We start from the raw sequence: 23,123 nt of genomic DNA, 5'->3' as shown, positions 1-23,123 counted from the left end.
TCGTTCTCGGGCTTGACCGGAAGGCTCACTTTCGCTGGCTGTGAATACCCGGCCAAGTCCGAAAATGAAGGCGAATAGCGTGACGACGAAAACGACACATTTCCGTTTGACAACATAATAGAAATTGACCTTACCATATACTATATTTTACTTATCAAAAACTGGATATTATTTTCAAAATGAGATTAGAAACCGTCAACCAAGCTATTTCTGAAAAAAAGCTCTGGCGCGCCAAAGAAATTCTTCAGGGGCATCTCCGAAATCCCGAAGTAAACCTGGAAATACTCCAAAAATACGGCGAAGTGCTGCTCGAAATGAATGATCTTATCGAGGCTGGACGCATGCTGTTTTGCGCCGGCGCGCGGGGCGAGCGTTTCAACGAGGCGATCGAAATCTTCCTGTCCAGAAACAGCAGACGTGAACCGCAACGATTCCTTGCAACATTGCCTTCACCAATCAGACGGCAGAGGCATCTGGCAGACTTTATTGCTTCGGCGGATTTCGAACGCTTCGGATGGACGGAAGACCAGCGCGTACGAATCGTACCCTTGGAAACGCTGATCGACCGCGAGCCAAAACGAGAGTCCCATCGCTTGGCCTCAGCACTGGCGGTATCAGCGCTCCTTTGTCTGTTCACGCTGATTGTGGTTGGCCTCTATACGACGGTCCGCTTCACGATGGAACTATTCGCCCTTTAACGCTTCACTCTGCTGCGAGCCTTGCATCATCCTCAGCCGCATCCGCATCGCCGGGTGCGGTTTTGGCGTCGAGATCGGGAAATGCCACGATGCGCTTGCCGGAGAAATCGGCATGCACCACCACAAGCTCCTTCTCTTCGAAATAGCCGAGCAGCCGCCGCGCGCGGCGGGCGGAGTGGGTACCATAGGCGCGCGCGATCCGAGCATCCGACGGGCATGGTTCTTCGCCCAATGCCGCCTTGACCAGAAGCAGGAAGACCCCCTGAAGGTCATCGGAAACCGAGGTTGAAAGCTCCAGCGCCTTTTGCCAGCCTTCGCTCGCCGCCATCGCCGCATCCACGCCGGAGCGGGCAATCGCCACCTGCCGGCGGAATTCCGCCAGCGTCATCGGCGTGCCGGGAATGCGGCGCATACGGGCGCGGACCAGAAAATCCTGATAGAGCACGGCATCGGTGCGATAGGCCGATTGCGGATCGTCGAGAATTTCGACGAGCACCGCTGTGATCTTTTCCTCGCGCTCCTCCGGTGTCATCTCCGGCTGGCCAGCCCGGAGCGACGGCTCGGGCGAAGGACCAACCGCAGCGGGCGTGGAGCGGGAAAGCTCGGCGAGAATGTCGTTGGTCGGGCGCGGTGCAGGCGGCGTGCGGCGCACCGCGGCGCGCGTAAACTCTTCCGGGTCAGGCGTAAAAATCAGGTCTTCGACGTCCTGCGGCGCATCCGGCAGCGGCATGAGCTTTGGCGAAGAGGAGCGCGCCGAGGTTTCCACCGCCCCGATGACGATGGGCAGCGGACGGCGCGACAGCGCCGGGCCGAGCGCCACGAAATTGCCCCGCTGGAGATCGCGGAACATTTCCGCCTGCCTCCGGTCCATGCCGAGCAGATCGGCTGCGCGCGCCATATCGATATCAAGGAAAGTGCGGCCCATCAGGAAGTTCGAGGCTTCCGCGGCCACGTTCTTGGCAAGCTTGGCCAATCGCTGCGTGGCGATGACGCCGGCAAGCCCGCGCTTACGCCCACGGCACATCAGATTGGTCATGGCGCCCAGCGAGGCCTTGCGGGCATCTTCCGTGACTTCACCAGCAACGGAGGGCGCAAACATCTGCGCCTCGTCCACCACGACAAGCACCGGATACCAGAATTCACGATCCGCATCGAACATGCCGTTGAGGAAGGCGGCGGCGGCCCGCATCTGCTGTTCGATATCGAGGCCTTCCAGCGTCAGCACGCAGGAAACGCGGTGCTGGCGAATGCGGTTGGCTATGCCGGCAAGCTCCGCTTCGGTACGCTCGCCATCCACCACCACATGACCGAACTTGTCGGAAAGCGTGACGAAATCACCTTCGGGATCGATGATGACCTGCTGCACCCATGGCGCCGATTGCTCGAGCAGCCGGCGAAGCAGATGCGACTTGCCGGAACCGGAATTGCCCTGCACCAGCAGGCGCGTCGCAAGCAATTCTTCAATATCGAGATTGGCCTGCTGCCCGCCCGATAGGGTTCCCATGTCGATACCGACCTGCAATGTTCCATTCCCTGTGCTGCATATCAAGACCGATTCCCTCAAGGGACGGCCGAACATGGTCTTTAGCAAAAAATTGCCTGTTGCGTCTCACCCGTGCCGATAATGCACAGGCAATTCGCTCTTAGCTCTGCGCAGACCTCACCCAAAAGCGTGAAGCGCCGATGCGCCGGCCAAAGACGTTGAGCGCGAGCCCCAGAATGACCAGTGCTGCGCCGACCACTTCGAAAACGGTAATATGTTCGGCAAAAGCGAGGTAGGCGCTGATAAACCCGACAATTGGCACCAGCAGCGAAAATGGCGCCACCGTTCCAGCCGGATAGCGCAGAAGCAGGTAACTCCATATCCCAGCACCCACGATCGTCGCGCCATAGGCCATGTAGATAACCACAAAAGCCATGGTCGGGGTCGCATTGGCCACCCCTTCGGCAATCGCTTCCGGCCCTTCCACCACGAGCGACAGCAGGATCAATGGCAGAACAGGCACAAGACTGGTCCAGGCAACGAAAGAGACGGCATTGACCTGACCGATACGGCGATTGACGATGTTGCCACAGGCCCAGGCAATCGCGGAGCCGACGCCCATGAGCAACGGTACCAGCGCCGCCGCCGTCATCCGCTCCACACCGATGACCGCCAGCCCGCCAAAAGCGATGATCGCGCCGAAGACCTGCGACGGCAATGGCCGTTCACCGAGGAACACCACGGCAAGCGCCAGCGTGAAGAAGGCCTGCGACTGCATGACGAGCGAAGCGAGCCCCGCCGGTAGCCCGAGCTTGATGGCGGGATAAAGCAGGCCGAACTGCACGAAGCCCATGGCCATGCCGTAAACGATCATTTGTCTCCAAGGCACATTGGGTTTCGGCAGGAAGAACACCAGGGGCACCGCCGCAAAGAGATAACGCACACCCGTCAGAAACAGGGGCGGCATATCGGCGACGCCCACCTTGATGACGACGAAGTTGAAGCCCCACAAAAACACGGTAATCAGGGCAAGAAATATATGCGGCAATGCCATTTTGTTATGTCCGAATTTCAGGCGATCGAGAGCTGCCTTACGGCGCGACCGCCCTCTTCCAGCCGAAGGTAATGAGGCCGGCGCCGATCAGGAGACCGCCGCCCGTGCGGTTGACGATGCGCTGAACCTTCGGCTTGCGGATCGTATTGCGGGCGGCACTTGCCAGAAGTCCATAAAGCGCCGCATTGACAGTGGCAAGCACCAGGAATGTGACTTCGAAAATCAGCACCTGCGGCCAGAAAGGCAGCGTCGGCACCAGAAACTGCGGCAGGAAGGCCACGAAGAACACGATGCTCTTCGGGTTCAGCGCGGTCACGATATAGGCATGCAGGAAGATTTTGAGCGGTCTTTCACGGCCGGTCACGCCCGTCCCTTCCGCCCCCTCGCCGCTGACCGGCGAACGCCACAGCTTGATGCCGAGATAGATGAGGTAAGCCGCACCGATCCATTTAAGCCCGGTGAAAAGCGCCGCCGATGTGGCAAGCAGCGCGCCGAGCCCCAGCATGGAAGCCGTCATTGCGGTGAAATCACCAAGCGCCACGCCCGTCACCGTCGCCGTGCTGGCCTTGCGGCCATGGCCCAGCGCATAAGAAATCACCAGCAGGATCGTCGGTCCCGGAATGGCGAGCATGATGGCGGATGCGGCCACGAAGGCCAGCCAGTTTTCCAGCGGCATGAGGAATCTCCCTATCTTATCTTTGGGAGCAAGCCACCAAAACCAGAAGGTATCAAGCCAAATCTTCGAAGATTATGCCGCCCTGTCATCCAACGGACGAACGGGCGGCTGCTCACGTTTCATCGCCTGTGCAAGATCGTAATTCGACTGCATGGCAAGCCATGCCCGCGCGGTGCTGACCCCTGCCCGCTCCAACCGTAAGGCAAGGTCTGGGCTGACCCCTGCCCGTCCGTTCAAGACCCGCGAAAGCGCTACGCGCGACATTCCAAGCCTTTCAGCAGCGTCTGTTACGGAAAGCTGAAGTGCGGCAATAACCTCTTCCCGTAACAACTCACCGGGATGAACAGGAAATTTCATCATTGGAACAATTCCCTTAAGTGATAATCCTGATAGTCGACAAGTTCGACGTCGCTATCCAGAAATCGAAACGTCACACGCCAGTTTCCATTCACCCATATGGACCAGTGGCCCCTCATGTCACCCTTTAACGGATGAAGTTTAAGACCAGGAAGATTAAGATCGGGAACGCCTGCCGCAACCTCAAGCAAGGTTAGTATTCGGCCAAGCTTGGCGGCATGCGCAGGCTGAATACCCTTGGTCGTCCCGGAACGATAAAAAGCTTCCAGTCCTTTGTGTCGGAAACTGACGATCATAAGAACAGCGTATCCTGTATCGCATCGCTATACGATACGTAACGGCAGAGATGCGGCGGCCACCCCGACATTTCTTTACCGGAGAGGCCTTTGCCAATCAAAACCGGGGCGCCCAGTGAGGGACCTCCCAATCCCGCCGCCGCTTCACCCGCGACGGGTCAAGGCCGATATCGACCAGCAGGCGCTCTGGCAGATCGGCAGGATCGGTCGGCGGTGCACGCGGCACCAGTGCGGCAATGAGAACCGCTTTCAGGGTTTTCCAGACACCGAATGTGACGAACAAGCGATCGACCGCATCCGGCAGCGCATATGCTACCAATGGTTGATTTTTCTGCATGGGAAATCCATCCCGGCGCGGCAAAGCGGCCAGGTCCTTTATCGATGGAAAACGACATGCCGAAACGGTGCGCGCAGCACTCATGCCACGCAAACGCGCAAGTCACATGTCGGACGAAGTGAAAATGCCAAACGGCAGGGAAATCAGGCCATAAGCCTTATCGGAGGGAGATGCCTCGCATCACATAACCGCCGATAAACATGCCGGAAAGGCCTGACATGCCGTTAAGGCGCATATTGATGTCATTGGTCATTCCACGCCTCCATTTATAGCGGTTACAGACAAGGTGCATCTTACACAAGAAATCCGGCGCGACAAGTGGTCGCAATCTCGAATTGCAAAAGACGGATAAAACAGATGCAAAAATGCAACAGGCGCTCAGGCCACCGAAACGCTGAGACCGAAACCCTGCATCAGCCGCCGGGTGGCGAAATCCGGCTTGCCGGAGGTGAAGACGGCAAAATCGAAACCATCCGGATGCTCGGCATCCTGCGGCAGCGGCACAAGGTGGCGCGCGCGCCGCGCAATCGCCTCGGCGGGGTCAAGCCAATCCACCGGCCATGGCGCCAGCCTGCGAAACAGATTGGCCATGAAGGGGTAATGGGTGCAGGCAAGAACGACGATATCCGTGCGTTTTCCCTCGCTGTCGATGAAGCAGGGTTCGATTTCGGCAAGCACCGCCTCATCCGAAACCGGCTCGCCCCTGATCCAGCTTTCTGCCATGCGCGCCAGGTTTTCAGAGCCGACGAGGCGGACATGACATTGGCTGGCGAAGGACTGGATGAGATCGCGCGTATAGGCGCGCTTGACGGTGCCCGGTGTCGCCAGCACGGAAACGAGGCCCGAGCGGGTGCGCTCCGCTGCCGGCTTGATGGCGGGCACAGTGCCAACGAAGGTCATATCCGGAAAGCGGGCGCGAAGATCTGCGCCAGCGAGCGTGAAGGCGGTGTTGCAGGCGATGATGCAGACTTCGGGGCTATAGTCGTCCAGCAGCTTGTCGAAGAGCGAGAGAATGCGCGCCTTCAGCGCTTCCTCCTCCCAGCCGCCATAGGGAAAACCCGCATCGTCGGCCACATAGATGAAGCCGCGCTCGGGCATCAGCACCCGCGCCTCGCGCAGCACGGTCAGCCCGCCAATGCCGGAATCGAACACCAGCACCGGTTTCAGCACATCGGCCGCCGCCTCACTCGTCTTCAGCATTCTCCCCTGCTCCCTCGGCCGCTGGCCCCGCTGCCCTTCCCGCCTGCTTCGGCCACTGCCGTGGAAAGCGGTCGAGCGAATTGATCACGCCACGGAAAACGCTGATTTCCTGCTCGGAAAAACCGCGTCGCGACAGCACGGCGCGCAGATTGTCGACCATTTTCGGCTTTTTTTCAGCGGGATGAAAATAACCCCGCGCATCCAGCGCTTCCTCGATATGTTCGAACAGGCCAAAAACCTGTTCCTTGGTCGAAGGACGCTGCTCGACGGACTGAAAAAGCGTCTCTCCCAGATCGTCCATGCCGGATTTCATCCATTCATAGGACATCAAAAGCACGGCCTGCGCGATATTGAGCGAGGCAAAAGCGGGATTGACCGGAAATGTCACGATCTCGTCGGCCAGCGCCACTTCCTCATTGGTCAGCCCCCAGCGCTCGCGGCCGAAGAGGATACCGGTCTTTTCGCCAGCCTTGAATTTTGCCCTGAGCGTATCGGCGGCGGTGACGGGCGCACGCACCGGCTTGAAACCGTAGCGCTCGCGCGCGGTCGTGGCATAAACGAAGTTCAGGTCCTTGATCGCTTCTTCCAGCGTCTCGAATACCTTCGTGGCGTCAATGACGTGATCGGCCTTGGAGGCTGCGGCGCGCGCCTTCTCGCTCGGCCAGCCGTCACGCGGATTGACCAGACGCAATTCGGCCAGGCCGAAATTGGCCATGGCCCGCGCCACCATGCCGATATTTTCGCCGAGCTGCGGTTCGACGAGAATGATCGCCGGGCCTTCCGCCACAAGTTCGAGATCGCTGTTTGTGCCTGCCATCGTCTTTTGTCCGTGTGTTGAAGCGTCGCATCGATTTTCAGCCCGACGCGCTAAAGCGCGCTTCACTGGCACAGATCGGCGCCAAAATCAAAGCCGGCGCGGAGAAAGCCTGGCTCCACCCCGCTGGCAAGACGCCCCTTATTGCTCCCCCTTGATGATATTCGTCATTTCTTCGCGCAGCGAATCCCTGCCCTCATCGCCAACCCGATGAATATCACTGATGACCGGGCGGCCGTCTTCCTCGATGACATCGAAATGCACTTCGTCAACCGTCGCCTTCATCTCCGCCTCATCCATGCAGGCCCAGAGCTTGAACTTTGCGGTCACGTCCGTCACGCCGTCCTTCACCGCGCCCGGCGTCACGGAAACATCGGCCAGCGGGCAGCCATCCTGCGAGTTCGTCACGACATCGTAACCAAAGGGATCGCCGGTCTCGCCGCTTTCGGCCTCGTAAGCCGGCTTCTTGGAGGCTTCGCGATATTGCGCGACGAAATCCTTGCTGAAGAGGCTGGTCAGCATGTCCTCGTCGAAAACGTATTTCCAGTTTTCCGCCTCGCCCGACCAGTTCTTGACGGTGATATCCATCACCTTCTGAACGGGATCGGCAGGCCCGGCGGCGAGCGCGCTATGCGAAAAGAGGACGGCGGCAGTTAGAAGCAGAATATTCCGCATGATGTGATCCCGGGATAGGCCCGACAGGCGGGCGAAGCGATTCGCCTGACTGTATTCCGGCATTGTGGTTTGGCAATGCGCAAAGCGTTATTGCGCTGCGCCAAAAAAGCGCCCCCCATGGCTTTGCCTCAGGCGCGCGCGATGCTATAGCCGCACCGGATATTTTTTCCGGATACCGGCGCCATCCGGCGCCACAGCTTCGAAGGTGAGGAATTCATGGCAAAGATCAAGGTAGCCAATCCGGTCGTCGATCTCGACGGCGACGAAATGACCCGTATCATCTGGCAGCTCATCAAGGACAAGCTGATCCTGCCATACCTCGATCTCGACATCGAATATTACGACCTCTCGGTTGAAAACCGCGACGCCACCAACGACCAGGTCACGGTCGATGCGGCGCACGCCATCAAGAAGCATGGCGTCGGCATCAAGTGCGCGACCATCACCCCGGATGAGCAGCGCGTCGAGGAATTCGGCCTGAAGCAGATGTGGAAGAGCCCGAACGGCACCATCCGCAACATTCTGGGCGGCGTCATCTTCCGCGAGCCGATCATCTGCAAGAACGTTCCGCGCCTCGTTCCCGGCTGGACCAAGCCGATCGTCGTTGGCCGTCACGCTTTCGGCGACCAGTACAAGGCAACTGATTTCAAGTTCCCCGGCAAGGGCAAGCTGACCATCAAGTTCGTGGGTGAAGACGGCCAGGTCATCGAGAAGGACGTCTTCGACGCCCCGAGCGCCGGCGTGGCGCTTGCCATGTACAACCTCGACGAATCCATCCGCGAATTCGCCCGCGCCTCCATGAACTATGGCCTGATGCGCAAGTGGCCGGTTTACCTTTCCACGAAGAACACCATCCTCAAGGCCTATGACGGCCGCTTCAAGGATATCTTCGAAGAAGTCTACCAGAACGAATTCAAGAAGCAGTTCGACGAAATCGGCATCACCTACGAGCACCGCCTGATCGATGACATGGTCGCTTCCGCGCTGAAGTGGTCCGGCGGCTACATCTGGGCCTGCAAGAACTATGACGGCGACGTGCAGTCCGACACGGTCGCACAGGGCTTCGGCTCGCTCGGCCTGATGACCTCGGTTCTCCTGTCTCCCGATGGCCGCACGGTCGAAGCCGAAGCCGCACACGGCACGGTCACGCGCCACTACCGCCAGCACCAGAAGGGTCAGGAAACCTCGACCAACTCGATCGCCTCGATCTTCGCCTGGACCCGTGGCCTCGCCCACCGCGCCAAGCTGGACGATAATGCGGAACTGGCAAAGTTCGCGGCAACGCTCGAAACCGTCTGCGTCGACACCGTCGAAAGCGGCTACATGACCAAGGATCTGGCGCTCCTCATCGGACCGGACCAGCCCTGGCTTTCCACCACCGCCTTCCTCGACAAGATCGACGAAAACCTCAAGAAGGCAATGGCGGCTTAAGCCGGCCTTCCCAGCGACTTCAAAACCCGGCCTCAGCGCCGGGTTTTCTTTTTTGTTCACAGTATCTTGATTAGCCGTTGTACTAGGCGCAGACTCCGATTCCGCGTGCTGCGGCCAGTACAACAATAAGACAAAGCTTAAACAGCATCTATTTGCACATAACTTGCCCGGCACAGTCAAACGTTCATCGGAGCATCGGCGCGATCTTAGGGAACACGCGAAGGATGTTGCGAACTTTAAAAATGCGAAGCGCAGGCGCGAAATCCGCATCGGTTTTCCCATAATGCTTCAACGATTTTGCTTGGGGAGGCAAAAGCATGAGTGAATTGATCTTCTACACCAACCCCATGTCGCGCGGACGCATCGCGCGATGGATGCTTGAGGAAGTGGGCGTTCCTTACCGAACGGAAATACTGGGCTTCGAGACCTCGATGAAATCGCCAGCCTACCGGCTGATAAATCCGATGGCGAAGGTGCCCGCCATCAAACACGGCGATACCATCGTCACAGAGGCGGCGGCGATCTGCGCCTATCTCGCCGATGCCTTTCCCGGCGCGAACCTTGCGCCCACACCCAAGGCGCGCGGGCTCTATTATCGCTGGATGTTCTTCGCCGCAGGCCCGCTGGAAATGGCAGCGAGCATGAAGGCGATGGGTTTCGAAGTGCCCAAGGAGAAGCTGCGCATGGCCGGCTGCGGCAGCTATGCGGATGTGATGAATACACTGGAGCGGGCCGTCAGCGAAAACCGCTTCATCGCCGGCGATCTCTTCACGGCGGCGGATGTCTATGTCGGCGCCCATGTCGGCTGGGGCCTGCATTTCGGCACCATCGAAAAACGCCCGGCCTTTCTCGATTACATGGCCCACCTCACCGACCGCCCGGCCTTCAAGCGGGCAGCACAACTAGATGAGGAAGCGGCAAAGGATTTGCAGGCGGCGGGCTGAGAGACGGGAAGACCTGCACCAACCGTCCGTGCACCGGAAGGCTTGAACCGAAAGCAAAAGGGCGGGGTAAAACCCCGCCCTTTTCAATTTACACTGGCTAGGCCGCCAGGGCCGCTGCCACCGCTTCGATGGCATCCTGCGCCTTTGCGCCATCGGGACCACCCGCCTGCGCCATATCAGGGCGACCGCCGCCGCCCTTGCCGCCAAGTGCGGCGGAAGCGGTGCGGACGATATCGACAGCGCTGAAACGGGCCGTCAGATCTTCGGTCACGGCAGCGACAGCACTTGCCTTGCCGTCTTCGGAAACGGCGATCAACAGCACGACGCCCGAGCCGAGATTGGCCTTGGCCTCATCGGCAAGACCCTTGAGGTCCTTGGCATCGATGCCGGACATGGATTTTGCCAGGAAGTTGACGCCCGCGACCTGCTTGACGTCGCTTGCGCCGGCATCCGCCGAACCGCCGCCCATGGCAAGTTTCCGGCGGGCATCGGCAAGTTCGCGCTCCAGCTTCTTGCGCTCATCGAGCAGACCTTCGACACGCGACAGTACATCGCCCGGCTGCACCTTCAGCGAAGAAGCGAGCGCCTTCACACGCTCATCCTGTTCGGCCAGATAGGCAAGCGCGCCCTGCCCGGTCACGGCTTCGAGACGGCGCACGCCCGCACCGACGGCGCTTTCGCCGAGAATGCGAATGAGGCCGATCTGGCCGGTGGCCGCCACATGCGTGCCGCCGCAAAGCTCGACGGAATAGGGACGGTTAGCTTTTGCGCCATGCAGGCCGGTGCCCATGGAGACAACGCGAACTTCGTCACCATATTTTTCACCGAACAGCGCCATGGCGCCCTCGGCAATGGCGTCGTCGACGCTCATCAGGCGGGTCACGACCGGCGAGTTCTGCAGCACGATTTCGTTCGCCATTTCTTCGACGACCTTCAGCTCTTCGGCCGACATCGGCTTCGGATGCGAAACGTCGAAACGCAGGCGCTCGGGCGCAACCAGCGAACCCTTCTGGGCAACGTGGGTGCCGAGCACTTCGCGCAGCGCCTCGTGCAGCAGATGGGTGGCGGAATGGTTGGCGCGCAGGCGCGAGCGGCGGTCATGATCGACCGTCAGCTGAACGGCATCGCCAACTTTCAGACCGCCCTTGGAGACCGTGCCCAAATGCACGAAGAGGCCTTCGCCCTTCTTCTGGGTATCGGAAACGGCAAAGGCGCCATTGTCGCCGGAAATCACGCCGGTATCGCCCATCTGGCCGCCGGACTCGCCATAAAACGGCGTCTGGTTGACGACGACCTGCACCGTCTCGCCATCGGCAGCGCTATCCACCGACTTGCCATCCTTGACGATTGCCTGGATGACGCCTTCGGCGGTTTCGGTGTCGTAACCGAGGAATTCGCTCGCACCGAGCTTTTCCTTGAGCTCGAACCAGACGGTCTCGGTCGCCTTGTCGCCGGAACCGGCCCAGTGCGAGCGGGCTTCGGCCTTCTGGCGCTCCATCGCATCGGTGAAGCCGGAAATATCGACGCCGATTTCGCGGGCGCGCAGCGCATCCTGCGTCAGGTCCAGCGGGAAACCATAGGTGTCGTAAAGCTTGAAGGCGGTCTCGCCATCCAGCATGTCGCCCTTGTGCAGCGTCGACGTCGCATCGGAAAGCAGCGACAGGCCGCGTTCCAGCGTCTTGCGGAAACGGGTTTCTTCAAGCTTCAGCGTCTCGGAAATCAGCGCTTCGGCACGGACCAGTTCCGGATAGGCGCGGCCCATCTGCTGCACCAGCGCCGGCAGCAGCTTGTAGATCAGCGGCTCGCGCGCGCCGAGAAGCTCGGCGTGGCGCATGGCGCGGCGCATGATGCGGCGCAGAACATAACCGCGACCTTCGTTCGACGGCAGGACGCCGTCGGCGATCAGGAAGGCGGACGACCGCAGGTGGTCGGCGATGACGCGGTGGCTGGCGCGCTTTTCGCCTTCGGCCGGAACGCCGGTTGCTTCCACGGAAGCGGCAATCAGCGCGCGGAACAGGTCCGTATCGTAATTGTCATGCTTGCCCTGCAGCAGCGCCGAAATGCGCTCAAGACCCATGCCGGTGTCGATCGACGGACGCGGCAGGTCGATGCGCTCTTCCTTCGTCAGCTGCTCATATTGCATGAAGACGAGGTTCCAGATTTCGATGAAACGGTCGCCATCTTCTTCCGGCGAGCCGGGCGGGCCGCCCCAGATATGATCGCCATGATCGTAGAAGATTTCCGAACACGGACCGCAGGGGCCGGTATCGCCCATCGCCCAGAAATTGTCGCTGGTCGGGATGCGGATGATACGGTCGTCAGAGAAACCGGCGATCTTCTTCCAGAGGTTAAAGGCCTCGTCGTCGGTGTGGTAGACGGTGACCAGCAGACGGTTGCGGTCGATGCCGAATTCCTTGGTGATCAGGTTCCAGGCATGGGTGATCGCTTCTTCCTTGAAATAATCGCCGAAGGAGAAATTGCCGAGCATTTCGAAAAAGGTGTGGTGACGGGCGGTATAACCGACATTGTCGAGGTCGTTATGCTTGCCGCCGGCGCGCACGCACTTCTGCGCCGAAGCGGCCGTGGAATAGGGACGGCTTTCAAGACCGGTGAAGACGTTCTTGAACTGCACCATGCCGGCATTGGTGAACATCAGTGTCGGATCGTTGCGCGGCACCAGCGGGCTGGAGGGCACGATCTCGTGTCCGTTCTTCTTGAAGTAGTCGAGAAAGGTCGACCGAATTTCATTCACACCGCTCATGCCCACACACCGCTCACAGCTGGAGTCCATCACTTCCACCCCGAAGGATGGCTATATTGCAAAATCACTGGCTTTTATCGTCCGCACCCGGCCCTGTCCAGCCATGGAGGCCCGCGAAGGCGCGCCGACAAACAAAAAGGGCCATGCGAGGCAAATCGCACGGCCTTTTTGTAATGCCAATTCATATCCAGCGCAGCAGCGGGGCGGAACACACCCCGGGGCGTCACCCAAATCAGCCGTCGTCACCGTCGCTGTCACCGGCTTCCGGGCCGCCATTCTGCAGGAAGCGGTCGGCGATCAGGCCGGCATTCTGGCGCAGCGCCAGTTCGATCTCATTGGCCGTTTCCGGATTGTCGCGCAGGAATATCTTGGCGTTCTCACGCCCCTGCCCCAGCCGCTGGCTGTTATAGGAGAACCATGCACCGGACTTCTCGACGATGCCGGCCTTCACGCCGAGATCGACAAGCTCACCGGTCTTGGAAACGCCTTCGCCATACATGATGTCGAATTCCACCTGCTTGAAGGGCGGCGCCATCTTGTTCTTGACGACCTTGACGCGCGTCTGGTTGCCGACAACCTCTTCGCGCTCCTTGACGGAGCCGATGCGGCGAATGTCGAGACGAACGGACGCATAGAACTTCAGAGCGTTACCGCCCGTCGTCGTTTCCGGCGAACCGAACATGACGCCGATCTTCATGCGGATCTGGTTGATGAAGATCACCATGCACTTCGACTTGGAGATCGAAGCGGTCAGCTTGCGCAGCGCCTGGCTCATCAGACGGGCCTGAAGACCCGGCAGGCTGTCGCCCATTTCGCCTTCGATTTCGGCCCGCGGCGTCAGCGCCGCAACGGAGTCGACGACCAACACATCAACCGCGCCGGAACGCACCAGCGTATCGGTAATTTCCAGCGCCTGTTCGCCCGTATCCGGCTGCGAGATCAGAAGACCCTGCAGATCCACGCCAAGCTTGCGGGCATAGACCGGATCGAGCGCATGTTCGGCGTCCACGAAGGCGCAGATGCCACCCTTCTTCTGGGCTTCGGCAATGGTCTGCAATGCCAGCGTCGTCTTGCCCGAGCTTTCCGGGCCATAAATTTCAATGATGCGCCCCTTCGGCAGACCGCCGATGCCGAGCGCGATATCCAGGCTGAGCGAACCCGTCGAAACGGTCTCCACTTCAACCACGTTTTCATTGGAACCGAGCTTCATGATCGATCCCTTGCCGAACGACCGTTCGATCTGGGAGAGCGCCGCTTCCAGTGCCTTGCTTTTATCCACCGATTTATCCTCTACGAGACGCAAAGAATTTTGTGCCATCCGAACCACCTTTAGGTTATTGAAGCCGCACAGGCAATGAAGCAGTATGGAAACGGTATGTACTCTATTTGTTCTCATTTCGCAAGGCTGAGCCAGCATATTGAAAACAAATAGCGATAAGTCGTTTGTTCTGCTTTCGTTTTTCCGTGCCCGGCCCATGGCCGCAAACCGGATGCGAGGTCAGGAAGACGTCAGTTTAGGCCGAATCGTCCGGTCTTTCCATCCGTCAAAGAGGGAAACGCAAGCGTGAAGAAAATACTCGTTCTGGGCGGCGCGCATATCGACAGGCGCGGCATGATCGAGACTGAAACCGCGCCCGGCGCGAGCAACCCCGGCTCCTGGATGGAAGAGGCCGGCGGCGGCGGTTTCAACGCCGCGCGCAATCTTTCCCGCCTCGGTTTTCAGGTCCGCATCATCGCCCCGCGCGGCGGCGACGTCACCGGTGAGGCGGTGGCGGAGGCCGCACGGCAGGCGGGCGTGGAAGACACGCCCTTCACATTCCTCGACCGCCGTACGCCAAGCTACACCGCCATTCTGGAGCGCGACGGCAATCTGGTCATCGCGCTGGCCGATATGGACCTCTACAAGCTCTTCACCCCGCGCCGCCTCAAGATACGCGCCGTGCGCGAGGCGATCACGGCGAGCGACATCCTGCTCTGCGATGCCAATCTGCCGGAAGACACGCTGACGGCGCTCGGCCTCGTCGCCCGCGCCTGCGAAAAGCCGCTGGCGGCCATCGCCATATCCCCCGCCAAGGCGGTGAAGCTGAAAGCGGCGCTCGGCGATATCGACATTCTCTTCATGAACGAGGCGGAAGCCCGCGCGCTCACCGGCGAAACGACGGCCAATGTCCGCGACTGGCCCGACATCCTGCGCAAGGCCGGGCTTGCCGGCGGCGTCGTCACCCACGGCGCGAGCGAGGTGGTGGCCTTCAGCAGAACGGAGACGGCGATCCTCCATCCGCCCCTCATCCGCGAGGTGAAGGACGTGACCGGCGCGGGCGACGCGATGGCGTCGGGTTATCTCGCCGCCATCGCCGAGGGAAAGACGATTGCGGAAGCGTTGAGGCAAGGCGCGGCGGCAGCGGCCATCACCGTGCAATCGCCCTTCGCCACCTCCCACGAACTATCAAAAGACAGTGTCGAAGCCATGTTGGGGCTTGTTCCCCGGGCTGAAATGCTGGCATGAACCCGCTTTTAAAAACTGGAACAGATGAAATGACCCGCCCTATCTCCCCGCTCCTGCCCATCGTCTATTCTCAGGAAGTCGCCGCCGCCAAGCAGCGCGGTGCGCCGATCGTGGCGCTTGAATCGACCATCATCACCCACGGCATGCCCTATCCCGGCAATATCGAGATGGCGGAAAGCGTCGAACAGATCATCCGCGATCAGGGTGCGGTTCCGGCCACCATCGCGGTCATTCACGGCACCCTGCATATCGGCCTTGAGAAGGACCAGCTCGAGGCGCTGGCCCAGACCACCGACGCCATGAAGGTCTCGCGCGCCGATATCGCCTTTGCGATCGCCGAGCGCCGCACCGGCGCCACCACGGTGGCCGCCACCATGATCGCCGCCGCCCGCGCCGGCATCCGCGTTTTCGCCACCGGCGGCATCGGCGGCGTGCACAAGGGCGCTGAAGAGACATTCGACATCTCCGCCGATCTGACCGAGCTTGCGAAGACCGGCGTGATCGTCGTCTGCGCCGGCGCCAAGGCCATTCTCGATATTCCGAAGACGCTCGAGGTTCTCGAAACCAACGGCGTGCCGGTCGTCACTTTCGGCTCGGAAGAATTCCCGGCTTTCTGGTCGCGCTCCTCCGGCCTGCCGAGCCCGCTCTCGCTCAACAGCCCGGCGGCAATCGCCAATTTCCAGACAACCCGCGAACAGCTCGGCATCGATGGCGGCATGCTGGTGGCCAATCCCGTGCCGGAAGAGGATGAAATTCCGCGCGAGGAAATGGAAATCTACATCAACCGCGCCATCTCCCACGCCGAGCGCGACGATATCACCGGTAAGGCAGTCACCCCCTACCTGCTCGGCGACATCTTCCGCCTGACGGATGGACGCAGCCTGGAAACCAATATCGCGCTGGTGCGCAACAATGCGCAGTTGGCTGCGGAAATCGCGGTGGCGCTGAACTAGCCGCCGGGGTTGGGATCATCCTCAAGTTTGCGGGTGACGGCAGGGTTCGAAAACCTCTCCTCCGTCATGCCGGACTAGATCCGGCATCCAGCCACGGCGCGTCTGCGCCGTGAAAGAGTCTTTCGTGATCAAGGACTTGATCACGCTGGACCCCGGATCTGGTCCGGGGTGACGGATTGCGGATTATCCAGCTTTGCCAAACGCCTCGGCGCTGGGGACATCGTAAGCAACAAAAAAGGCCCGGAGAGCTTGCGCTTCCGGGCCTTTGTTTTTCCTGTCGAACCCGATCAATTCTGGGCGACCGGCTTCACCAGCGGCGTCACGCGGCGGATGGTGACGCGGCGGTTCTGCTGTTCCGGGCCGAGCGTCTGGACCTTCAGATAACGCTCGCCATAGCCTTGCGTCGCCAGGTTTTCCGGCGGAATGCCGTAAACATCGGTCAAGACGTTGGCGACGGAAGCGGCGCGCTCGTCGGAAAGCACGAGGTTGCTTTCATCCGAACCGACGGCGTCGGTATGGCCCTCGATCAGGAAGGTTTCACCCGGGTTCTTGTCAAGCGCCTTGTTGATCGCATCCGCCACCTTGCGCAGCGAACGGGCCTGCGTCATCGGGATTTCGGCGCTGCCCGTGGCAAAGGTGATGGTATCGAGGTCGATACGGCGCACCTTGTCGCGGATACGGGCAGAATAACGCACTTCATCCAGCGAATAGACACGCTCCACCGGCTCGACCGGCGGCTGTTCCAGGAAGCGATAATAATCGCGGTCCGGATCGCTCGAGGTGTCGATGATGTAGTCCGTCACGGGAATGCGCAGGCGCATCGGCGGCAGGTCAAGGCCCGGATCGCGATAGACGTAGTCGCGGTCGGGATCTTCCATCAGCTCCGGCGCATAGAACAGCACATATTCGCGGCCGCGATCATCGATGCGCGAGCGCTGGATCACGTCGCCATAACGGTTGCGGATCGTCACCACCTGCGTTCCGTCACGGCGCTCCACGGTTTCGCGGACACGGCCGCCGGGCAGACGCTCGTAATAGGGCTCGCCGCCATCGCGGATGAAGCGCTGGTTGTCGTCGCCGCGCACCACGACACGGTCGCCGAATTGCAGGATGATCGGCGCATCGCGGTCGCGATCACGCGGACGGCCTTCGCGCGGCTGCCATTCGCGCACGCCTTCCGGCCGCTCATATTGCGGGCGACGGTCGACACGCTCACCCTGCTGCGAGGTGATGGCTTCCATCTTGACGGGCGGCGGCGGGGCCTTGCCTTCGGCGGCGCCGGCGCGCTGCGCCTCCGCGTCGGAGGTTGGAACCTTCACGTCACCGGCCTGCTCGCGTTCGCGACGGCGCTCCTCGCGGGTCTGGCGGTTGCCGGAACGTTCCACTTCCTTGTCGCTGTCGAGAACGGCGGCGCCCTTGTCGACCGGCAGAATGACGGTATCGGCGGTCTTAGACGGGTCCTTGGCGATTGCCTTGGCCTTGTCCAGCTCTTCCTTCGTCATCGGCGGCGCTTCCGTCTGCGGAACAGCAACCTGATTGGGAACGGGTTCGCCGGCCGGCGCCTGTCCGGTTGTCGTACCGCTCGGCGGCGGCGTCGGCGCGCCTGGCAGCGGGGCTGCGGGTTCGGTCCTGCCCTGACCCTCTACCGGCGGCTGTTCCGAAGGCTGACGGCCCGGCGCGGGGTTGGGCTGGGCTTCAGGTGCCGGCGGACGCGCGGGCGTCGGCGCTTCGGTCGGAACCGGTGCTTCCTTAGCGGCGGGCTCGGGGGCGGCCGGCTTTTTCTCCGGAACGGCTTTTTCGGCCGGCTCGGCTTTCTGTTCCGGGGCCTTTTCCTCTACCGGCGGCTTTTTGGCGGGTGCCGGTTCGCGGGGCTTGGCCGGCTCGCCGGCATTTTCAGGGCGTGCCGCGGGCTCCTGCTCGGCAGCAGGTTCCTTCGCGCGCTCCTTGCGGGGACGCTCGGGACGCTGCTCGCCCTCACCTGCGGGCTGCTCGGCCCGTTCCGGCTTGCGCGGACGTTCCTTCGGCTGCTCTTCGGCAGGTGCGGCTTCGGGTGCGGCCTCGCGCTGCGGCTCCTGCGCGCGTTCGGGTTTGCGGGGACGCTCCTGCGGCTGCTCGGCCGGCGCGGGCTCCGGGCGGGCCTCACGCTGCTGCGGTTCCCGCTGGGGTTCGGGCTGCGGCTCCCGTTGCGGCTCAGGGCGCGGTTCGGCAGGCGCGGCTTCGCGCTTGGGCTCCGGTTCGCGCTGCGGCTCCGGCGCACGCTCCTGTCGTTGCGGCTCGGCCTGCGGCTGCTCCTCTTCGGCCTGCTTGCGACGCTTGCGCAGTTCCTCTTCCGGGTTCGGTTCTTCCGGCTGCGCCTGCGCCAGAATCACCTGACCGGTCGCAGCATCGCCGGGAAGCGCTTGCGACACGGGCGTCTGCGCCCGTGCAGCACCGGCAAAACCGGCCGCGGCCGGCTCCACCGCAATCGCCAGCGACATGAGGGGGAAAACCACCCCCGTCAGCAATGTGTTCTTCTTCAGCATCGGTGTTTCCTCATCTGCCATTATTGGTCGCCAGTCTTGCGACATCTTGATTCCGGCTGCGCGTGCAGGCGCTGGTCAACGCCTCGCACACACTTCGGTTCCCATGATGGACAAAGCCTTCTGTACCGGAAATGAACAGATCAAGGCGTTTTCGTGGAAGCTCTGCGGCACAATCGCGGTCACTAATATTGCAGTTGCATTTTTTGACCAACCGGATGAATAATCGCATCCGCGCTGAAGGCCACAGGCGGTATCATCCGCTGCGCCCTGCGCTCATGGCGTCCGCACTGAAAACAACAACAGACCGCGGATGAACGACCAAAAGAGAGGATCGAAATGCCTATTTCCACCCGTCTGCTCGCAGCCGTATCGATTGCCGCCATCTCGCTGTTTTCAGGTGCTGCCCTCGCGCAGGACAAGATCGTCATCGGCACCGAAGGCGCCTATCCGCCCTTCAATAATCTCGAAGCCGACGGCACGCTGACCGGCTTCGACATCGACATCGCCAAGGCGCTGTGCGAACAAATGAAGGCCGAATGCACCTTCGTCACCAATGACTGGGACGGCATCATCCCCGCCCTTCAGGCCAAGAAGTTCGACGCCATCATCGCGTCCATGTCGATCACGCCCGAGCGTCTCGAGAAGGTCGACTTCTCCAAGAAATATTACAACACCCCGCCGGCCATCGCCGTGCCGAAGGATTCGCCGATCAAGTCCGTCGAAGACCTAAAGGGCAAGTCGCTCGGCGCGCAGGGTTCCACCACCCACTCCAATTATGCCGAAAAGCACTTCCCCGATGCCGACGTGAAGATGTATCCGACCGCCGACGAATATAAGCTCGACATCGCCAATGGCCGTATCGACGCCGTCATCGACGATATCGTCGTGCTGTCGGAATGGCTGAAGACGGATGCGGGCGCCTGCTGCAAGATCCTGACGCCGCTCAAGGTCGATCCCGAGATCAACGGCAATGGCGCAGGCATTGCTGTGCGCAAGGGCGACACGGCGCTGGCTGACAAGTTTACGGCCGCAATCGCCGGCATTCGCGCCAGCGGCAAGTATCAGGAGATCAACAAAAAATACTTCGATTTCGACGTTTACGGCGATTAAGCCGGTTCGATCTGTTGAAATCTCGTGGCGGAAGGCTTGCCCTTCCGCCATTTTTGTTTGAAAACGTCACGATAACAATCACGGCGGCTTAAGACCGCAGGGGAAAATTGGCATGAGCGGAGCATTTTCCGCCATAGGTGCGTTCTGGACCTATGTCTCGACACTTCTCGATCCCTTCTGCGGGCCGGTCGGTCTCTTCTCGCTTTTCGGAAACGGCACCCTGGTCGCCTGCGGCGATGCAGGATGGGGCGATGAAATCGCCTTCGGCGTCAAGGTCACCATCTCGCTGGCGCTCGCCACCCTGCCCGTCGGGCTGCTGATCGGTTTTCTCATCGCGCTCGCCGCACAATCGGAAGAAAAATCGCTGCGGCTGGCGACCGGCATCTACACCACCATCTTCCGCGGCCTGCCGGAACTGCTGACGCTTTTCATCGTCTATTACGGCATCCAGATGCTGCTGCAATCGGTGGCCGGTTATGTCGGCATCACCGGTCCGGTCGAGATCAACGCCTTCGTGGCGGGCATGGTGGCGCTGTCCGTGGTGTTTTCGTCCTATGCGTCCGAAGTGCTGCTCTCGGCCTTCAAGGCCATACCGAAGGGGCAATATGAGGCAGGCGCGGCACTGGGGCTTTCGCGGGGCCGCACCATGGTGCTCATCATCATTCCGCAGCTGGTCAGGATCGCCCTTCCCGGCATGACCAATCTCTGGGTCATCCTGCTGAAAGACACCTCTTACGTCTCGATCATCGGCCTTGCCGATATCGTTCGCCAGACCGGCATTGCCGCCCGCGTCAGCAAGGAAGCCTTCTTCTTCTACAGCATCGCCTGCCTGCTCTACCTCATCCTCGCGCTGCTTTCCTCCATCGGCATCGGCTTCATCGATCGCTGGTCGCGCAAGTCGGAGGTAAGCCGATGAGCCATATTCAGGAACTCATTCCCCCCCGCCCCGCCCCGGCCGTTGCGGACAAGCCGCTCAATATTTCGCGCATCGTCGGCATCGCCGTCATCACGCTCTGGCTGCTGCTCGCCGCAGGGCTGATCTTCGCCATGATCGAGGGTTGGGACTGGGACAAATTCCAGCGTTACGGGCCGCGCTATATCGACGGTCTCATCACCACCATCACCCTCGTCGGCAGCTCGATCATTCTCGGCGCCATTCTTTCCGTGCCGATCGCCTTCGGCCGCATGTCGGAAAACCGCATCATCGGCGCGCTGGCCTATGCCTATGTCTACGTCTTCCGCAGCACGCCGCTTTTGGCGCAGCTTTTCCTGATCTATTACGGCCTCGGCAGTTTCCGCCAGGGGCTGGAAACCGTCGGCCTATGGTGGTTCTTCCGCGAGGCCTGGTATTGCGGCCTGTTGTCGCTCACCCTCAACACTGCCGCCTATCAGGCCGAAATCCTGCGCGGCGCGATCCGCAGCGTGCCGCGCGGCCAGCATGAGGGCGCTGCCTCGCTCGGCCTGTCGAAACTCATCACTTTCCGCAAGATCATCCTGCCGCAGGCGCTCATCGTCGCGCTGCGTCCCTATGGCAACGAAATCATCCTGATGATCAAGGGTTCCGCGGTGGTCTCTATCGTCACCGTCTTCGACCTGATGGGCCAGACCCGCTACGCCTTTTCCCGCACCTTCGATTATCAGGCCTATCTGTGGGCCGCGATCTTTTACCTGACGATCGTCGAAACGCTACGGCATGTCTGGGCATGGCTGGAAGCCCGCCTGACGCGGCATCTCAAGCGCTAGTGGAAACGTTGGCAGCACTCATCAATGAAGGCTGCCAACATTTTGAAAAATATAAATATTTTGTGACAACCCATGTCTTTGGCAAGCTTGGATTAACCATGACGTGTTCCCATATTCGATACAGCGGTAACGCTGTGATCGGCAATCATGGAAACGGGAACCGCCGTCATGAACAAGGACATGGAAATGATGTTGAGGGGCTACGGCCTCACCACCGCCCAGATATTTTATCGCCTGCCGGATCATCCGCTGGTTCTCCAGACCTATGTCTGGCAGGACTATGATCTTGCCCCGGACTTCCCTGAGATGCATGGCTTCCTCAAATTCTGGAAGGAAAAGCTCGATGGACCGCTGCATTCCGTCCGCTACGTGCACCGGCAGGTCATCTCGGCGCAGGAATGGCGCGCGCTCAAGGGGGAGTTCATCATCCACTGAGCCGTCGCACCACATAAACATTGCGCCCGCCCCCGATGCGGCTTACAGCAAACCTCAACTGAAGATGCTGACGGATAAGGCACGATGACCAAGAACCAGAAAATCGACGAAGAGGCGCTTGCCGAGGCCTATAACCGCGCGCTCGCGCTTGAAAAAGCCGGCGATGTGGACGCGGCGGTGAAGGCCTATGAAGAGGTTCTGGCCATCGATCCCGACGATCACGGCGGAGCGGCCGTTCGCATCGCCGCCATGGGCCGGGGCGAAACCCCGCCAAAGGCGCCCGACGCCTATGTCGAAACCCTGTTCGACCAGCACGCCGAAGCTTTCGAGGATATTCTTGTCGAACAGCTCGGTTACGCTGTGCCGATGATGGTGCGCCAGCGGCTGCAGACGCTGAACCTCGGCCCGTTCAAGCGCCTGCTCGATCTCGGCTGCGGCACCGGCCTCACCGGCGAAGCGCTGCGCGACATGGCCGACGATATCACCGGCATCGACATTTCCGAAAACATGGTCGAAATCGCCCATGAGAAGGACCTCTACGAGACGCTCTACGTCGCCGAAGCCGAGGATTTTCTCGAGGATAACGACGACGAGCCTTTCGACATCATCACCGCCACCGATGTGCTGCCCTATCTCGGCGCGCTGGAGCCGCTGTTTTTCGGCGCCGCCGAAAACCTCAATGCCGGCGGCCTGCTGATCTTCTCGTCGGAAACCCTGCCCGAAGAAACCCTGGCCGGACGCCCCTATATGGTCGGCCCGCACCAGCGTTTCGCCCATGCGGAAACCTATGTCCGCGAAAGACTGGCCGCGACCGGTTTCGAGGTTCTCGAGGTGACCGACATCAACGTGCGCATGCAGGACGGCAATCCGACACCCGGCCATCTGGTGATCGCCAAGCTAAAGGGCTGATGCGACATAGGAGGCTTGTGCCCCCGACGTTTCGGCAGTTTTCTTCTCCCCCCCGGGGAGAAGGTGGCCCGAAGGTCGGATGAGGGCGCTAGCTCTCCGCATATCTCTACCCTTGCCCCCTTGTAACTTGATTTCGCCGCGCTGTGCTATTGTCGCTTGTGCGGTGGCGGATGGAAGACCGATCCCCCCTGGGGACATTGATCCCGTGGATGAGCCCGG

At 60.7% G+C, this 23,123-nt stretch carries 22 protein-coding genes; 10 read left to right on the top strand and 12 right to left on the bottom strand.

From position 1 onward, the window contains the following. The first annotated feature begins 179 nt into the window (after positions 1-179). The gene (locus PIB16_RS25775) at positions 180-698 is read left to right on the top strand and encodes a hypothetical protein (RefSeq protein ID WP_271046611.1); all 519 of its coding nucleotides are present in this window, start codon (positions 180-182) and stop codon (positions 696-698) included. Between the two features lie 4 nt (positions 699-702). On the opposite strand, the gene PIB16_RS25770 is transcribed toward PIB16_RS25775, so the two are convergent. The 9 genes from PIB16_RS25770 to PIB16_RS25730 form a co-directional block, all read right to left on the bottom strand. Beyond that, positions 703-2,220, bottom strand: a complete 1,518-nt coding sequence (locus PIB16_RS25770) for an ATP-binding protein (RefSeq protein WP_271046610.1) — start codon at positions 2,218-2,220, stop codon at positions 703-705. Between the two features lie 121 nt (positions 2,221-2,341). Then, the gene (locus tag PIB16_RS25765) at positions 2,342-3,235 is read right to left on the bottom strand and encodes an EamA family transporter (RefSeq protein WP_271046609.1); all 894 of its coding nucleotides are present in this window, start codon (positions 3,233-3,235) and stop codon (positions 2,342-2,344) included. 37 nt (positions 3,236-3,272) lie between these two features. Next, positions 3,273-3,911 carry a LysE family translocator gene (locus PIB16_RS25760; protein ID WP_271046608.1) on the bottom strand — a complete coding sequence of 213 codons (639 nt, stop codon included), beginning with the start codon at positions 3,909-3,911 and terminating at the stop codon, positions 3,273-3,275. A 72-nt stretch (positions 3,912-3,983) separates the two neighbouring features. Further along, entirely contained in the window at positions 3,984-4,271 is a 288-nt protein-coding gene (locus tag PIB16_RS25755) for a HigA family addiction module antitoxin (RefSeq protein WP_020810458.1), read from the bottom strand. Then, positions 4,268-4,564, bottom strand: a complete 297-nt coding sequence (locus PIB16_RS25750) for a type II toxin-antitoxin system RelE/ParE family toxin (RefSeq protein ID WP_078052769.1) — start codon at positions 4,562-4,564, stop codon at positions 4,268-4,270. Before PIB16_RS25750 ends, PIB16_RS25755 begins: the two co-directional genes overlap by 4 nt. A gap of 97 nt (positions 4,565-4,661) precedes the next feature. Further along, complete coding sequence (locus PIB16_RS25745; protein WP_059760384.1) at positions 4,662-4,901, bottom strand: hypothetical protein; 240 nt, start codon at positions 4,899-4,901, stop codon at positions 4,662-4,664. A 378-nt stretch (positions 4,902-5,279) separates the two neighbouring features. Further along, positions 5,280-6,101 (bottom strand): glutamate racemase, encoded by an 822-nt coding sequence (gene murI, locus PIB16_RS25740; RefSeq protein WP_271046607.1) that lies wholly within the window; start codon positions 6,099-6,101, stop codon positions 5,280-5,282. Then, on the bottom strand, positions 6,085-6,918 hold the full coding sequence (locus PIB16_RS25735; protein ID WP_271046606.1) for an RNA methyltransferase: 834 nt from the start codon (positions 6,916-6,918) through the stop codon (positions 6,085-6,087). Before PIB16_RS25735 ends, murI begins: the two co-directional genes overlap by 17 nt. A gap of 138 nt (positions 6,919-7,056) precedes the next feature. After that, complete coding sequence (locus tag PIB16_RS25730) at positions 7,057-7,590, bottom strand: hypothetical protein (protein WP_173999952.1); 534 nt, start codon at positions 7,588-7,590, stop codon at positions 7,057-7,059. Positions 7,591-7,806: 216 nt separating this feature from the next. On the opposite strand from PIB16_RS25730, the gene PIB16_RS25725 reads away from it, so the two are divergent. Both PIB16_RS25725 and PIB16_RS25720 read left to right on the top strand, forming a co-directional pair. Then, on the top strand, positions 7,807-9,021 hold the full coding sequence (locus tag PIB16_RS25725; RefSeq protein WP_271046605.1) for an NADP-dependent isocitrate dehydrogenase: 1,215 nt from the start codon (positions 7,807-7,809) through the stop codon (positions 9,019-9,021). Between the two features lie 317 nt (positions 9,022-9,338). Beyond that, positions 9,339-9,965 (top strand): glutathione S-transferase family protein, encoded by a 627-nt coding sequence (locus PIB16_RS25720; protein ID WP_065655929.1) that lies wholly within the window; start codon positions 9,339-9,341, stop codon positions 9,963-9,965. 97 nt (positions 9,966-10,062) lie between these two features. On the opposite strand, the gene alaS is transcribed toward PIB16_RS25720, so the two are convergent. Together alaS and recA are read right to left on the bottom strand one after the other, a co-directional pair. Further along, complete coding sequence (alaS, locus tag PIB16_RS25715; RefSeq protein WP_125146940.1) at positions 10,063-12,726, bottom strand: alanine--tRNA ligase; 2,664 nt, start codon at positions 12,724-12,726, stop codon at positions 10,063-10,065. 232 nt (positions 12,727-12,958) lie between these two features. Continuing rightward, entirely contained in the window at positions 12,959-14,044 is a 1,086-nt protein-coding gene (recA, locus tag PIB16_RS25710; RefSeq protein WP_003525161.1) for a recombinase RecA, read from the bottom strand. A gap of 246 nt (positions 14,045-14,290) precedes the next feature. Between recA and PIB16_RS25705 the strand changes: the two genes are divergently transcribed. Both PIB16_RS25705 and PIB16_RS25700 read left to right on the top strand, forming a co-directional pair. Continuing rightward, on the top strand, positions 14,291-15,232 hold the full coding sequence (locus tag PIB16_RS25705; RefSeq protein WP_271046604.1) for a carbohydrate kinase family protein: 942 nt from the start codon (positions 14,291-14,293) through the stop codon (positions 15,230-15,232). Between the two features lie 29 nt (positions 15,233-15,261). Beyond that, positions 15,262-16,185 carry a pseudouridine-5'-phosphate glycosidase gene (locus PIB16_RS25700; protein ID WP_127758003.1) on the top strand — a complete coding sequence of 308 codons (924 nt, stop codon included), beginning with the start codon at positions 15,262-15,264 and terminating at the stop codon, positions 16,183-16,185. Positions 16,186-16,472: 287 nt separating this feature from the next. On the opposite strand, the gene PIB16_RS25695 is transcribed toward PIB16_RS25700, so the two are convergent. Beyond that, positions 16,473-18,707 carry an OmpA family protein gene (locus PIB16_RS25695; RefSeq protein ID WP_271046603.1) on the bottom strand — a complete coding sequence of 745 codons (2,235 nt, stop codon included), beginning with the start codon at positions 18,705-18,707 and terminating at the stop codon, positions 16,473-16,475. 336 nt (positions 18,708-19,043) lie between these two features. Between PIB16_RS25695 and PIB16_RS25690 the strand changes: the two genes are divergently transcribed. The 5 genes from PIB16_RS25690 to PIB16_RS25670 all read left to right on the top strand — a co-directional run bounded on the left by PIB16_RS25690 (position 19,044) and on the right by PIB16_RS25670 (position 22,904). After that, positions 19,044-19,817, top strand: a complete 774-nt coding sequence (locus tag PIB16_RS25690) for an ABC transporter substrate-binding protein (RefSeq protein WP_125146937.1) — start codon at positions 19,044-19,046, stop codon at positions 19,815-19,817. A 112-nt stretch (positions 19,818-19,929) separates the two neighbouring features. Then, the gene (locus PIB16_RS25685) at positions 19,930-20,733 is read left to right on the top strand and encodes an ABC transporter permease (protein ID WP_059760406.1); all 804 of its coding nucleotides are present in this window, start codon (positions 19,930-19,932) and stop codon (positions 20,731-20,733) included. Next, the gene (locus PIB16_RS25680; protein ID WP_271046602.1) at positions 20,730-21,560 is read left to right on the top strand and encodes an ABC transporter permease; all 831 of its coding nucleotides are present in this window, start codon (positions 20,730-20,732) and stop codon (positions 21,558-21,560) included. The genes PIB16_RS25685 and PIB16_RS25680 overlap by 4 nt, the downstream gene beginning before the upstream one ends. A 168-nt stretch (positions 21,561-21,728) precedes the next feature. After that, positions 21,729-21,995, top strand: coding sequence for an usg protein (locus PIB16_RS25675; protein ID WP_003522173.1), 267 nt, complete (start codon positions 21,729-21,731; stop codon positions 21,993-21,995). An 84-nt stretch (positions 21,996-22,079) separates the two neighbouring features. Then, positions 22,080-22,904 (top strand): class I SAM-dependent DNA methyltransferase, encoded by an 825-nt coding sequence (locus PIB16_RS25670; protein ID WP_065655920.1) that lies wholly within the window; start codon positions 22,080-22,082, stop codon positions 22,902-22,904. Positions 22,905-23,123 lie beyond the last annotated feature (219 nt).

The organism is Agrobacterium sp. ST15.13.015, assembly GCF_027871645.1.
Taxonomy (GTDB): Bacteria; Pseudomonadota; Alphaproteobacteria; order Rhizobiales; family Rhizobiaceae; genus Agrobacterium; species Agrobacterium leguminum.
The sequence above is the reverse complement of the archived record's forward strand: the minus strand, read 5'-3'. Positions and strand labels throughout refer to the sequence as shown.

Excerpts from the sequence above, each read along its gene's own strand:
- PIB16_RS25775 (WP_271046611.1), top strand. The coding sequence starts at position 180 with ATGAGATTAGAAACCGTCAACCAAGCTATTTCTGAAAAAAAGCTCTGG.
- PIB16_RS25765 (WP_271046609.1), bottom strand. The coding sequence starts at position 3,235 with ATGGCATTGCCGCATATATTTCTTGCCCTGATTACCGTGTTTTTGTGG.
- PIB16_RS25760 (WP_271046608.1), bottom strand. The coding sequence starts at position 3,911 with ATGCCGCTGGAAAACTGGCTGGCCTTCGTGGCCGCATCCGCCATCATG.
- PIB16_RS25755 (WP_020810458.1), bottom strand. The coding sequence starts at position 4,271 with ATGATGAAATTTCCTGTTCATCCCGGTGAGTTGTTACGGGAAGAGGTT.
- PIB16_RS25750 (WP_078052769.1), bottom strand. The coding sequence starts at position 4,564 with ATGATCGTCAGTTTCCGACACAAAGGACTGGAAGCTTTTTATCGTTCC.
- PIB16_RS25745 (WP_059760384.1), bottom strand. The coding sequence starts at position 4,901 with ATGCAGAAAAATCAACCATTGGTAGCATATGCGCTGCCGGATGCGGTC.
- murI (WP_271046607.1), bottom strand. The coding sequence starts at position 6,101 with ATGCTGAAGACGAGTGAGGCGGCGGCCGATGTGCTGAAACCGGTGCTG.
- PIB16_RS25735 (WP_271046606.1), bottom strand. The coding sequence starts at position 6,918 with ATGGCAGGCACAAACAGCGATCTCGAACTTGTGGCGGAAGGCCCGGCG.
- PIB16_RS25730 (WP_173999952.1), bottom strand. The coding sequence starts at position 7,590 with ATGCGGAATATTCTGCTTCTAACTGCCGCCGTCCTCTTTTCGCATAGC.
- PIB16_RS25725 (WP_271046605.1), top strand. The coding sequence starts at position 7,807 with ATGGCAAAGATCAAGGTAGCCAATCCGGTCGTCGATCTCGACGGCGAC.
- PIB16_RS25720 (WP_065655929.1), top strand. The coding sequence starts at position 9,339 with ATGAGTGAATTGATCTTCTACACCAACCCCATGTCGCGCGGACGCATC.
- alaS (WP_125146940.1), bottom strand. The coding sequence starts at position 12,726 with ATGAGCGGTGTGAATGAAATTCGGTCGACCTTTCTCGACTACTTCAAG.
- recA (WP_003525161.1), bottom strand. The coding sequence starts at position 14,044 with ATGGCACAAAATTCTTTGCGTCTCGTAGAGGATAAATCGGTGGATAAA.
- PIB16_RS25700 (WP_127758003.1), top strand. The coding sequence starts at position 15,262 with ATGACCCGCCCTATCTCCCCGCTCCTGCCCATCGTCTATTCTCAGGAA.
- PIB16_RS25695 (WP_271046603.1), bottom strand. The coding sequence starts at position 18,707 with ATGCTGAAGAAGAACACATTGCTGACGGGGGTGGTTTTCCCCCTCATG.
- PIB16_RS25690 (WP_125146937.1), top strand. The coding sequence starts at position 19,044 with ATGCCTATTTCCACCCGTCTGCTCGCAGCCGTATCGATTGCCGCCATC.
- PIB16_RS25685 (WP_059760406.1), top strand. The coding sequence starts at position 19,930 with ATGAGCGGAGCATTTTCCGCCATAGGTGCGTTCTGGACCTATGTCTCG.
- PIB16_RS25680 (WP_271046602.1), top strand. The coding sequence starts at position 20,730 with ATGAGCCATATTCAGGAACTCATTCCCCCCCGCCCCGCCCCGGCCGTT.
- PIB16_RS25675 (WP_003522173.1), top strand. The coding sequence starts at position 21,729 with ATGAACAAGGACATGGAAATGATGTTGAGGGGCTACGGCCTCACCACC.
- PIB16_RS25670 (WP_065655920.1), top strand. The coding sequence starts at position 22,080 with ATGACCAAGAACCAGAAAATCGACGAAGAGGCGCTTGCCGAGGCCTAT.